Raw genomic sequence first — 12,685 nt, 5'->3', positions numbered from 1 at the left:
GGATCATTGCCGCCCGTCCTCGCCGCACTCTGCCAGGCACGGATGGCAAACTCCTTGCAGCCGCCACCGGCCGGAATCAGGCCGACACCGGCCTCGACCAGCCCGATGTAGCTTTCCAGCGCGATCACCCGGCTGGCGCAGTGCATCAGAAACTCGCAGCCACCGCCCAGGGCCATGCCCTGCACGGCCGCTACGACCGGCACCTTGGCATACTTGAGCGCCATCGAGGCCTTCTGGAATTCGGCCACATAGCCTTCAAGCAGATCGAACTGCCCGGCATTGATCGCCTCGGTCACTTCCTTGAGGTTGGCGCCAAAGGCAAACGGCGCCTCGTGCCAGACGACTGCGCCCAGATAGTCGGCCTCAGCCCGGACCATCGCTTCCTGCATGCCGATGATCACATCGCGACCCAGCGTATGGTTCTTCGACTTGATGCTGATGATGGCGATTTCACTGTCGACCTGCGGCAGCGTCCACAGACGTACCCCCTCGTTCTCCCAAACCGTCGTTCCGGTGGCCGCTTTCTCACCCAGCACGCGCTCGGGAAAAATCTGCCGTTGATAGACGGGCAAGGCCGAACGCGGCTTGATGGCATCGGAACTCGCCGAATACGAACCGGCGGCGGAATGCACACCGTCGCGGGCAAAAACCCATGCCGGAAGCGCGACCTTGCTCATCGCCCGTCCACCGTCGATATCGGCCTTGACGGCTTCGGCAATGGCTTTCCAGCCGGCGGCCTGCCAGCTTTCAAACGGCCCCTGCGCCCAGCCGAAACCCCAGCGCATGGCGAAATCCAGATCGCGGGCGTTGTCGGCAATGTCGGCCAGGTGGAAACTGACGTAGTGATAAATGTCGCGGAAGATGGCCCACAAAAACTGCGCCTGCGGATGCTCGCAGGCCCGCAGTTGCGCAAACTTCTCGGCCGGATTCCGGTTCTTGAGGATGGCCAGCACCTCCGGCGCAATTTCGCCTGCCGTGTCCCGATAGCCCTGCGTTGCCAGGTCGAGCACCTTGATCGCCTTGCCTTCCTTCCGGAAAATACCACCGCGTGTTTTCTGCCCGAGCGCGCCCTGCCCGATCAAGGTCGACAGCCAGGTGGGTATCGTGAAGAAGCCATGCCACGGATCGGGCGTGTCACCGCCCAGCGTGTCCTGCATCGTCTTGATGACGTGCGCCAGGGTATCGAGGCCGACCACGTCGGCGGTGCGATAGGTGGCGCTCTTCGGACGGCCAATGAGCGGACCGGTCAACGCGTCGACGACATCGAAACCGAGCCCGAACTGTTGGGTGTGGTGCATCACGGCGAGAATCGAAAAGACGCCAACCCGGTTGGCGACGAAGTTCGGCGTGTCCCTGGCGCGGACGATGCCTTTGCCAAGCCGCGAAACCAGCCACGATTCGAGTTTGTCAAGCAGCTCCGGCGCTGTACTGCGTGTTGCGATCAACTCGACCAGGTGCATGTAGCGTGGCGGGTTGAAGAAATGAATGCCGCAGAACTGCGCACGCATGGCCTCGGGCAGCCCTTCCGAAAGGCGGTTGATCGACAGGCCGGAAGTGTTTGAGGCGACAATGGCTTGCGGCGAAATGAAGGGGGCGATCTTGCGATACAGATCGTCTTTCCACTCCATCTTCTCGGCGATGGCCTCGATGATCAGATCGCAGTCCTTGAGCTGATCAAGGTGCTGATCGTAATTGGCGGCATCGATGTAGGCGACGCGATCCTTGCTGGCCAGCGGCGAGGGTTCAAGCTTCTTCAGCCCCTCGATGGCTTTCCTGACGATCCCATTCGGATCGCCTTCGCTGGCCGGCAGATCAAACAGCACGACCGGCACCTCGGCATTGGCCAGATGCGCGGCAATCTGCGCGCCCATCACACCCGCCCCGAGTACGGCGGCCTTGCGTACGAAAAAGTTGCTCAAGATTTCCTCCTTGAGAATATTGTTTGCACCCGAACGGAAAGCACAATACCACCCCCGTCACCCGTATTAAAACGAACGTTTGAATTATAGAGGCTTTCCGGCACAGGTCAAGCAAAAACTGAAAAAAAATGCGCCCCGAATTTCGGGGCGCATTTTGGGAGGTGTGAAGCCTGTTCAGAACGCCATCGAGTACTGGGCGCCGAACAGCCAGATGCTGGCGCTGTAGTCGCCGGTAACGATCCCGCGAGCTGCGGCGCCAAAGCCGGTCGTTTGATTATTATTGATCTTGCTGTCCTGGACATAAATGTAGCTCATGCCAAGATCAAGTCGGGATGCCTTGTCCGGCGCCCATTGCGCACCAAACGAGAACCATACGCGATCATTGTCAGGTAGCGACGTCAGACGCGTACTTGCTCCCTTGACCGGCGACTCATCGTAGGCCAGGCCAAACTTCAGCTTCCAGGCGTCGTTGTACTGGTAATTTGCACCCAGGGCAACACGCCAGGTATCACGAAAGTCAGATTCCAAGACCTGGGCGATTGTCCCATTCCCGGTACCCGCGCCGGTGTTCGAGGAACGGTAAATATCCACCTTTGGAATTGAGCTCCAACCCGTCCACGAAACATCACCGAGCATTTCCCACTTGTCACTGAGCTTCTGGGTCACGCTCAGGATGGCGGTATCCGGCATCTCGATATCTGCCTTGGCTTTGCTTGACCCACCAGCATTGATCGCCGGGCTGGGGCCGCTAGCCTGGATCTTGCCGCTGGTATGGTACTGAATCGTCGAACGGTAAGATAAACCCACTTTGGTGGAAGGCGAAACCGTAAACAGCGCGCCAACGTTCCAGCCCCAGGCATCGTCGTCCAGCGTCAGTTTCACGGGCGTGGCCGCAAGAGCCGCTGCCGCTACACCCGCCTGGCGTTTGTACGTGGCATCGACATACTGCCAGTTAACACCCAGACCGAGCGAAACCGTCTCGTTGACACGATAGGCAATCGAGGGGTTGACATTGTAGGTCTTGATTTCAAAACTAACGGATTGAGCTGCACCCACCCAGGGATTGTTATATTCGGTCTTCAAGCCAAACGGCCCACCGACGCCGAGGCCAATATAAAGATCCTTGCTCAGCGCCCACGACAGATAACCGTTGGGAATGAACGCCCAGCCACCAGCATTGCCGCCATCGCCCGTACCCGTCAGTGCGCCGACGTTCGACCCCTTGTTGTCAAAAGAGAAACTCGGATCGACGGCTGACAAGCCGCCCGATACCTCGCGTGCCTGCAACTGCGTCATGCCGGCCGGGTTGAAGTAGATGGTGCTGGCGTTATCGGCGACCGCCGCCGAACCGGCGTAGGCGTTGGCGATACCGCTGGCGTTCTGTTCCAGCAACTGGAAACCCGACGCACTGGCGCCGCCGGAGAAAGCGACCAGCATCAATGCCGGTATCAGCTTCATTGAATTAACTCGTTTCATGACACCCCCAATTGAAAGATTTAATGTCATAGCGCCTGTTTAAAAGCACGCCTTGCCGTAAAACAAGTTTCATTCTAAAGCGAATTTTAAAAAAATCCTTTATTATTCGGCACTTGTCAGTTCCCGCTTGAGACCCTGTTGGTTTATTGCAACATAGGTCAGCGTCGCTGCGGTCACCTTGACCGTTATCGGTTGCGCGGGATGTCGTACCGCGTAAACCTCGACGCTGACCTTGATCGAGGTGCGACCGGTTTCAACGACTTCGGCAAAAAAGCTGACCACGTCGCCAACCGACACCGGCTGATTGAAAACAAAGGAATTGACCGATACCGTCGCCACACGGCCACGGGCGCGGCGCATGGCCACCGTGGCACCGGCGATATCGACCTGCGACATGATCCAGCCACCGAAGATGTCGCCGTACTGGTTGGCGTCAGCCGGCATCGGCATCACGCGCAAGGCGGGTTGCGCGTTGGGAAGTTGGGCGATATGTTCGGTCATTGTTCAGGCTCCTTGCTGTTTCAGGTAGTTCAGAGGCCCGCCAGTAAAGGGGGCAAATCCGGTACCGAAAATCACCCCGGCATCAGCCAGATCGGCATCCGCAACGATACCCTCAGCGACGAGTTGCTGCGTACGTTCGAGCAGGGGCTTGAGCAGACGCTCGGCCAGACCGGCCGGAACGACTCCCGGCGCGCCTTTGCCAGCGCCTTTGCCACCACTCCCGCTGGCATGATCATAAAAGCCCTGACCAGTTTTCTTGCCGAGATGGCCGGCATTGAAGCGCTCGAGCAGGCACCTTGGCGGCTCGACATGGGCACCGGCCAGCCCCTTGCCGGCGGCCATGGCGACATCGAGCCCGACCATGTCAACCAGTTCGATCGGCCCCATCGGCATGCCGAAGGCGAGCATCGCCTCATCGACCGTCTCCGGCGCAATACCTTCATCCACCGCCCGCATTGCTGCGAGCATGTAGGGTCCGAGTACGGCGTTGACCAGAAATCCCGGTGCGCTCCTGACCGGCAAGGGCAGCCGGTCGATGTGCTTGACGAAGGCCGCCGCGCGTCTGGCCATTTCGGGATCGCCCCCCGCGGCGGAAACGACCTCGACGAGCGGCATTTTCGCTACCGGATTGAAGAAGTGGATTCCGACCAGACGCGCCGGATTGGCGAGAACGGTGCGCAAATCCTCAAGCTTCAGGCTTGAGGTGTTGGTCGCCAGCACGGCGTCCGGCTTCATCACGGCTTCGAGCTTTTTGAGCAACGCATGCTTGGCTTCGAGGTTCTCGTAAATCGCTTCGATCACCACGTCGGCCTGCGCCGCACCCTGCCCCTCGGGGTCGGGAATCAGCCGATCCATCACGTCGCGCAACTGCCGCTTGTCGCGTATGCGCTTGCCCCAGGCGGTATAGGCGCGCTTGAGGGCGGGAGCAATATGTTCAATACCCTGATCCTGCAAGGTCACCGTCAGACCGCGCAAGGCGCACCAGGCGGCAATGTCACCGCCCATGACGCCGGCGCCGACCACATGCACGCGCCGGGCCTGAAAGCCGGTCTCCTTGCCAAAACCCTTGAGTCGTTCCTGCATGAAGCACACGCGAACCAGATTTCGTGCAGTATTTGAGCGGATAATGCCATCGATCAGTTGGGGGGCAGCCAGCGCATTGCCGCGATGCCGGGCCCAGATGTCGATGATCGCGTAGGGCGCCGGATAATGCTCGGGGCGCGCACGTTTGGCCACCTGCTTGCGTGCAGCGCTGGCCACCAGACCCTTAAACGGCCCGTTGAGCAAACGCTGTAAAAATGGCAGGGGGCGAAGCGGTTTATTGGAGAGCAGCAGAATTTTCGCGGCACTCTCCATCACACGTGGCGGAACGCATTCGTCGGCCAGCCCCATGCGCTTTGCCCGCTGGGCGTCAATGCTCTTTCCGGTGAGCATCATGTCCAGCGCGGCCTGCGGGCCGACGCGCTGCGGCAGGCGCAGCATGCCTCCCCAGCCGGGGAAAATACCCAGCATGACTTCCGGCAGTCCCATTTTTGTTCCCGGCTCATCGACAGCCAGCAGATAACGGCAAGCCAGCGCCAGCTCAAGGCCACCGCCCAGGCAATGTCCGCGCACCAGCGCCAGGGTCGGGTAGCGCACCGCCGCCAGCCGATTGAAGAGATTCCAGCCGCGTGTCACCAGTTCGAGGCCTTTTTCCGGCGTGTCGAGTTGGGTGAACTCCTGGATGTCGGCACCCGCGATGAAGCCGGCAGCCTTGCCGGAACGAAAGACCAGCCCTCTGGGCGGATTGGCATCAAGCCAGTCGAGCATCTGCCCAAGCTCGTTCATCGCCGCGCTGGACAGCGAATTGGTTGATTCGTCAGCCTTGTCGAAGGTCGCCCAGGCGATACCTTCGGCGTCGATTTCGAGCTGCCAGTGCTGGTAGGTCCTTGCGTTCATCGTCGTTGAATCCTCTCTATTCCAGGCATGGAAAGTTCAAATGCTTTATCACCAAGACACCGAGGGGCCAAGTTAACTTCTTGATTTGTGAAACTTGGTGTTCTTGGTGTCTTGGTGTCTTGGTGGTGAGATTTTTATCCTTTGCATGACTGCCTAAAGTGTTTCGACCAGCATGGCACCACCCAGCCCGCCGCCGATGCAGATCGAGGCAATGCCGCGTTTCGCCTGGCTGGCGCGCAGCACGTGCAACAGGTGCAGAACGATACGCGCGCCCGAAGCACCGACCGGGTGACCGAGAGCGATGGCGCCACCATCGACATTGAGTCTTTCTTGCGGCAGTTTGCCGAGGGCGTCGGCAAGACCGAACTGCTCATGGCAGTACTCTTCCGACTCCCAGGCAGCAACACAGCCCAGGACCTGCGCGGCGAAGGCTTCGTTGATTTCCCAGGCATCGATATCGTTCAGCTCCCAGCCATTGCGTTGCAGAATTGGCGTTGCGGCGTGTACCGGACCCAGTCCCATCTGCGCCGGATCGAGCCCTGCCCACTGGCTGTCGCTGATCCTGCCGAGCGGCTGCAGCTTCCATTTTTCAACGGCGGCGGCGGAAGCGAGAATCAGCCACGCGGCTCCGTCGGTGATTTGCGAGCTGTTGCCCGGTGTGACACGACCGTACTTCTTGTCGAAAAAGGGTCTGAGCTTGGCCAGGCCCTGCACGCTCGAATCGAGACGCACGCCGTCGTCCTCGGTGTAAACCTTGCCCTTGGCATCGACCAGGGGAACGATTTCGCCATAGTGTCCGGCCGCTCGCCCCTCGACAACGCGATGGTGGCTGCGTGCCGAGAATTCGTCCATCTGCTGGCGCGAGATACCAAACTTCCAGGCCAGATTCTCGGCAGTCTGCCCCATCAGCAGGCCGACCATCGGATCAGTCAGCCCTTTCATGATGCCGATCACCGGCGAGAGCAGTGCAGACGGACGCAGTCTGGCAAACATGCCGATCTTCTGTCCCAGTGTTCTGGCCTGCATCATCCCGGCAAACCACAGCACCATGGCCTTGTTGTAAAGCAGCGGCGCATGCGAGAGGGCATCGGTGCCGCCGGCCAGCACCAGTTGTGCACGGCCGGACTGCAGGTTGGCGATGGCGGAATCGATGGCCTGCATGCCGCTGGCGCAGTTGCGCATTACCGTCCACGCCGGAACCTTGTGGCCACAACCCATGCGCAGCGCAACGACACGTCCGATATTGACCTCGTCCGGCGAGGGACTGGCGCAACCGAGAATGACTTCATCCAGATCGGTCGGTGCAAAGGGCTGTCGCATCAACAGCGCACGCCCGGACTGTACTGCCAGATCGCTCGCCGAAAACGGCCCGGGCGCATTGCGCGCCTTCAGGAAGGGCGACCTTGCGCCATCGACGATATACACCGGTTGAAATGCCATGGCATCCCCATTTTTTCTTGAAAAAAGACAGAAACAAAAACTCCGCTGCATCGTTTGCTCAGCGGCTGCAAAAAAACCTCAATTCCCCCCGCAGAGACGCCGGGCGGTGGCAGAGAAAACATTCAAGAACTACAGCTTTTCTCCGCCCCACGCGAATTGCTTTGCGCGATTTGGCCTCTGTGTCCCGGCGCCACGGCCAGTGGTTTGTTGCACGGCCGCTCGGCGCCAGACCGCGTTCAGGCTGCGGCTTTGTGCGCCAGTGGCTGGTGTCGGCTTAATCCGTAATCAAACGGGAAATCGTCAACGCGAATGACGATATCGCGCAACTGGTTGCGCCGCTTGAGCAGCGCGGATTCCTCAGCCGTAATTACACCCTTGGCGAAGGCGACCAGCGCAATATCGCGGACATTGGCCTCCGGAATGTTATCGAACACCCCGTCCTTCTCGGCGGCCCGGATCCTGGCCTCGATCGGCTCGGCGTCAATCGTCGCCTTGAGCGCGAGTTCAATCGCGCCAACGGCCTCGGTCTCGACCTTCGGCACATAGGTTTCGGCTGTCAGACGATCACGCGCTGCTGACGGTGAAATCAGCAACTTGGCCACCTGATGGCCAATCCTGTCAGACGGCACATCGTAGGGGTGGCCGAGCGGAAAAATGATGCGACGCAACAGGCGAGCGATGAACTTGTTCGGGAAATTCGCAATGACGCCATCAAAGGCCATTTGCGCCTTGTACATGGTGTCCCAGATGGCCCAGTGCATGAGCGGCGCATCGTCCTGCTGGCGACCCTCGGACTCGTAGCGTTTGAGGGTTGCTGAGCACAGGTACATCATTGAAAGAATGTCGCCGAGGCGGGCGGAGAGCTTCTCACGGCGCTTGAGTTCGCCGCCCATGACCAGCATCGAGATATCGGCAAGGAAGGCAAACGCCGTTGAGAAACGCGTCAGTTGCTGGTAGTAGCGCCGAGTTTCCGGTGCAACATTATCCGGAACAGATACAAAGTGCGAACCGGTCAGCCCTTTTCTGAGCGCCCGGATGCAGTGACGGATGGTAAACGCGATATGGCCGAACAAAGCCTTGTCGAAATCAATCAGCCCCTGCCCGGCATCCGGGTTGTGCGCAGCCTGCATCTCCTTGAGTACGTAAGGGTGGCAACGGATGGCGCCCTGCCCGAACAGGATCAGGCTGCGCGTCAGGATGTTGGCACCTTCGACGGTTATGCCGATCGGAATCTGCTGATAGGCACGGCCAATGAAATTCGATGGCCCGAGACAGATGCCCTTGCCACCGACGATATCCATGCCGTCGTTGACTACCTGACGCGCACGTTCGGTTACGTGATACTTGGCGATGGCGGAGGCCACCGAAGGTTTCTGGCCAAGATCGACTGCGCCGGCGGTCATCTTGCGCACGGCATCCATCATGTAGGTGTAGGCACCGATACGAGTGAGCGCTTCTTCGACCCCTTCAAAGCGGCCGACCGACATCTTGAACTGGCTGCGCACACGGGCATAGCCACCCACCGCACGCGCAGTCATTTGTGCCATTCCGGCGTTGGACGAGGGCAGTGAAATCGAACGCCCGGCGGCCAGACACTCCATCAGCATGCGCCAGCCTTGACCGGCATTCTTCGGGCCGCCGATAATATAGTCCAAAGGCATGAACACGTCCTTGCCGCGTGTCGGCCCGTTCATGAACATGGCGTTGAGCGGGAAGTGGCGACGACCGAGATCGGCACCCGGCGTATCATGCGGCACCAGCGCACAGGTAATGCCGACATGTTTCTTGGCGCCAAGCAGACCCTCCGGATCGTACATGTGGAAAGCCAGACCGAGCAGCGTGCAGATCGGACCGAGCGTGATGTAACGCTTATCCCAGGTGACGCGCATGCCGATCACTTCCTTGCCCTGCCACATCCCCTTGCAGACGATGCCGACGTCAGGAATGGAAGCCGCGTCTGAACCCGCCCACGGGCTGGTCAATGCGAAAGCCGGAATCTCGATACCTTTGGCCAGACGCGGCAGATAGTAATTTTTCTGCGCTTCGGTACCGTAGTGCAGCAGCAGTTCGGCCGGGCCGAGCGAATTCGGCACCATGACCGAAACCGACAGAGCCGAGCAGCGCGTCGACAATTTGGTCACCACCTGAGAATGCGCGTAGGCCGAGAACTCCAGTCCACCGTAGCGCTTCGGGATGATCATTCCGAGGAAGCCCTTGTCCTTGATGTATTTCCAGGCTTCCGGTGGCATATCCTGCAATTCGTGCGTGACCTGCCAGTCGTCGACCAGGGCGCAGGCCTGCTCGACTTCATTGTCCATGAAGGATTGTTCATCGGCGTTCAGTTTCGGCACCGGATAGGCCAGCAGCTTGTTCCAGTCAGGATCGCCCTGGAACAATTCGCCTTCCCACCACACCGTGCCGGCTTCGAGCGCATCGCGCTCGGTTTCGGACATCTGCGGCAGAATGCTCTTGTAGGTTTTGAAGATGGGGCGCGAGAGCAGCGAGCGACGCAGCGGCGGCACACCGAGCACCAGAACGGCACCGATCAGCAGCAGCGCAACGAGCAATAATAGGGCTTGTAGAATCATGGCTTTTTCTCCTGTGGTTGATTTCGGGCCGTCTTTGCCAGCGGCACCTGTTGTGGTCGGGTTGAATCAGAAAATTGCGGCAAGGGCGCGCGCAAACCGCCAAGCAAAAAAGGCATGAGACGCGCAGATAACTTTTTGGCCTCGCTTTGCTCGTCCTCCTCCTTGCCCGACATGTCGCCGATCCCATGACCGGTGATGACGTGCAGGATGTCGGTGCCGGCAATGGCGTAGGACATTGCGCCGAGCATGAAATGGAGACGCCAGACAATCTCCGCCTTGGGCACATCAGGCAGCGCACGAAAAAGCGCAAGCTTGTAGCGCTCAAGCACCTCGGCGTATTCCTTGGCAAAAAACGCACGGATGAATTCAGCCGGGTCGGTTAACGTGCGGCCGAGCAGCCGCAGGAAGGTCATTCCGCCCAAAGATTCATCCTCTCCGATACGCATCAGCGTGCCGAAAAACGCTTCGAGTATCTGTGAAGGCTTGAGCGGTGCGCCTTTCGCCTGCTGCTCAAGGTCGTCGAGTACGCGCAGGCGCTCATGGTTCAACCATGTCAGACGCCGCCGGAAAACCTCGCATAGCAGACTTTCCTTTGAGCCAAAGTGATAGTTCACTGCGGCCAGGTTAACATCGGCCATGCTGGTGATCATCCGCATCGACGTTCCTTCAAAGCCATGAGCCATGAACTGGCGCTCGGCAACATCAAGGATGCGCTCACGGGTATCCGAATTCAGTTTATTCTCTGGCATGGGCCTGCTTGCAAATATCAGGATTGGTCAAAACTGCTTGGGGTAAAAACAGGCTGAATCAAACGTTCGTTTTAATAATAGGGCGATAATGATTTCAATGCAACAATTATTTTTCGCGTGTCGGCGGCGCAAACCGGCATACTCGAACCCATTAATTTGAAGAAAGCTGACTCACTTACCATGCGCCGTTCCTCCCGCACTGCGTCCGAGCACCGGACAACTGCCGGCCAACCGACGGCCGACTCCCATCTATGGCGCACCCTGAACAGCCTTGCCCCCTACCTCTGGCAGTACAAATGGCGAGTCCTGCTCGCCTTGTCCTGCCTGTTCACCGCCAAGGTGGCCAACGTGAGCGTACCGCTTGTTTTCAAGGAAGTGATCGACGGTCTGACCGGGACCCAGCAGGTGCTGGCACTGCCGGCCCTGTTGCTCGCGCTCTACGGTGGCCTGCGTTTTTCGACGTCCCTGTTCACCGAACTGCGTGAAATCCTGTTCGCGCGTGTGACGCAACAGGCGGTACGGCGCATTGCACTTGAGGTATTCCGGCACCTGCACGCCCTTTCGCTGCGCTTCCATCTTGAACGTCAAACCGGCGGCGTGTCGCGTGACATCGAACGTGGTAGCCGTTCAATCTCGAGCCTGATCAGCTATACGCTGTATTCGATCCTGCCGACTCTGGTGGAGATGAGCCTCGTTCTCGGCATCCTGTTCATCAAATACGACTTCGGCTTTGTTCTGATTACCCTGCTGTCGCTGACGGCCTATATCGTGTTCACGATCAAGGTGAGCAACTGGCGTATCGACCTGCGGCGTCGGGTCAATGACACCGACTCGGCGGCCAACACGCGTGCCATCGACAGTCTGCTCAACTACGAGACGGTCAAATACTTCAACAACGAAGAGTACGAGGCGCGTCGCTACGACTCGCAGATGAGCCAGTGGGAAGACGCCGCGACCAAAAGCCAGGTCTCGCTCGCATGGCTCAACCTCGGCCAGCAGATGATCATTGCGCTCGGGGTGACGGCCATGATGTGGCGCGCCGCTGCCGGCGTTGTCGACGGACGGATGACGATCGGCGATCTGGTCCTGGTTAACGCCTTTCTCATCCAGCTCTATATGCCGCTCAGCTTCCTCGGGGTGATTTACAGGGAAATTCGCCAGTCGCTGACCGACATCGAGCGCATGTTCGATTTGCTGGCAGTCCATCGCGAGATTGCCGACGCTGCGGGCGCCGCCGTTCTCGATGCGAAATCAGTCAAGGTGCGCTTTGCGTCTGTCGAATTCTCCTATGAGCCAAAACGTCAGATCCTGTTTGGCGTAGACTTTGAAATTCCCGCCGGGCATACCGTCGCCGTCGTCGGCGAGTCCGGTTCCGGCAAGTCGACACTGGCACGGCTGCTGTATCGCTTTTACGATATCGATGACGGGCGAATCTGCATCAACGACTGCGACCTGCGACAACTGACGCAAGCCAGTCTGCGCGCAGCTATCGCCATCGTGCCGCAGGATACCGTGCTGTTCAACGACAGCATCTTCTACAACATCCAGTACGGGCGTCCGGAAGCGAGTCGAGAAGACGTGCTGGCAGCAGCTCAGGCTGCCCAACTCAGCGAATTCATCGAACGCTTGCCTGCTGGCTATGAAACCCGCGTTGGCGAACGCGGACTCAAACTATCCGGCGGCGAGAAGCAGCGTGTCGCCATCGCCCGAGCCCTGCTCAAGAATCCGCCGCTGCTGATCTTCGATGAAGCCACTTCGGCGCTCGATTCAAAAACCGAGAAGGCGATACAGGCCAGCCTTGATTACGCAGCACGCGGGCGGACCACGCTGGTCATCGCGCACCGGCTTTCTACGATCATGAATGCCGATCAGATTCTGGTCATGGATGGCGGACGCATCGTTGAACGCGGTTCGCACCAGGCCTTGCTCGAAGCAAACGGTGGTTACGCGCAAATGTGGGCGCTTCAGCAGCAGGAAGAGGAAGTGGAAGTGGAGGTGGAAAGGGAAAGCGCAGCAGCGCACGCGCTGTAAGCGTTCAGCGGCCGCTTCCTCGTATCGCCACCCATCTTCATCA

General features: G+C 59.2%; 8 protein-coding genes. 1 reads left to right on the top strand and 7 read right to left on the bottom strand.

From position 1 onward, the window contains the following. The 7 genes from JNM42_RS15320 to JNM42_RS15290 all read right to left on the bottom strand — a co-directional run. Window positions 1-1,919, bottom strand: a 1,919-nt coding sequence (locus JNM42_RS15320; protein ID WP_294272009.1) for a 3-hydroxyacyl-CoA dehydrogenase/enoyl-CoA hydratase family protein, incomplete at its 3' end; no start/stop codon positions are given. 174 nt (window positions 1,920-2,093) lie between these two features. Then, window positions 2,094-3,377 (bottom strand): outer membrane protein transport protein, encoded by a 1,284-nt coding sequence (locus JNM42_RS15315; protein ID WP_294272007.1) that lies wholly within the window; start codon window positions 3,375-3,377, stop codon window positions 2,094-2,096. A gap of 120 nt (window positions 3,378-3,497) precedes the next feature. Further along, complete coding sequence (locus JNM42_RS15310; protein ID WP_294272005.1) at window positions 3,498-3,896, bottom strand: acyl-CoA thioesterase; 399 nt, start codon at window positions 3,894-3,896, stop codon at window positions 3,498-3,500. A 3-nt stretch (window positions 3,897-3,899) separates the two neighbouring features. Next, window positions 3,900-5,834, bottom strand: a complete 1,935-nt coding sequence (locus tag JNM42_RS15305; protein WP_294272002.1) for a 3-hydroxyacyl-CoA dehydrogenase NAD-binding domain-containing protein — start codon at window positions 5,832-5,834, stop codon at window positions 3,900-3,902. Window positions 5,835-5,987: 153 nt separating this feature from the next. Then, a complete protein-coding gene (locus tag JNM42_RS15300; protein WP_294272000.1) occupies window positions 5,988-7,274 on the bottom strand; it encodes an acetyl-CoA C-acetyltransferase in 1,287 nt (428 codons plus the stop codon). 236 nt (window positions 7,275-7,510) lie between these two features. Continuing rightward, entirely contained in the window at window positions 7,511-9,862 is a 2,352-nt protein-coding gene (locus JNM42_RS15295; protein WP_294271997.1) for an acyl-CoA dehydrogenase, read from the bottom strand. Further along, complete coding sequence (locus JNM42_RS15290; protein ID WP_294271994.1) at window positions 9,859-10,611, bottom strand: TetR/AcrR family transcriptional regulator; 753 nt, start codon at window positions 10,609-10,611, stop codon at window positions 9,859-9,861. Before JNM42_RS15290 ends, JNM42_RS15295 begins: the two co-directional genes overlap by 4 nt. 180 nt (window positions 10,612-10,791) lie before the next feature. Between JNM42_RS15290 and JNM42_RS15285 the strand changes: the two genes are divergently transcribed. After that, window positions 10,792-12,642: an ABC transporter ATP-binding protein/permease gene (locus tag JNM42_RS15285; RefSeq protein ID WP_294271992.1), complete on the top strand. Its 1,851-nt coding sequence runs from the start codon at window positions 10,792-10,794 to the stop codon at window positions 12,640-12,642. The last annotated feature ends 43 nt before the right edge of the window (window positions 12,643-12,685 follow it).

It is taken from the genome of Propionivibrio sp. (assembly GCF_016790145.1).
GTDB lineage: Bacteria > Pseudomonadota > Gammaproteobacteria > Burkholderiales > Rhodocyclaceae > Propionivibrio.
This window is presented reverse-complemented; position numbering and strand designations above follow the sequence as displayed.

Bases quoted from the DNA above. Each gene is read 5' to 3' on its own strand.
- JNM42_RS15315 (WP_294272007.1), bottom strand. From the start codon at position 3,377: ATGAAGCTGATACCGGCATTGATGCTGGTCGCTTTCTCCGGCGGCGCC.
- JNM42_RS15310 (WP_294272005.1), bottom strand. From the start codon at position 3,896: ATGACCGAACATATCGCCCAACTTCCCAACGCGCAACCCGCCTTGCGC.
- JNM42_RS15305 (WP_294272002.1), bottom strand. From the start codon at position 5,834: ATGAACGCAAGGACCTACCAGCACTGGCAGCTCGAAATCGACGCCGAA.
- JNM42_RS15300 (WP_294272000.1), bottom strand. From the start codon at position 7,274: ATGGCATTTCAACCGGTGTATATCGTCGATGGCGCAAGGTCGCCCTTC.
- JNM42_RS15295 (WP_294271997.1), bottom strand. From the start codon at position 9,862: ATGATTCTACAAGCCCTATTATTGCTCGTTGCGCTGCTGCTGATCGGT.
- JNM42_RS15290 (WP_294271994.1), bottom strand. From the start codon at position 10,611: ATGCCAGAGAATAAACTGAATTCGGATACCCGTGAGCGCATCCTTGAT.
- JNM42_RS15285 (WP_294271992.1), top strand. From the start codon at position 10,792: ATGCGCCGTTCCTCCCGCACTGCGTCCGAGCACCGGACAACTGCCGGC.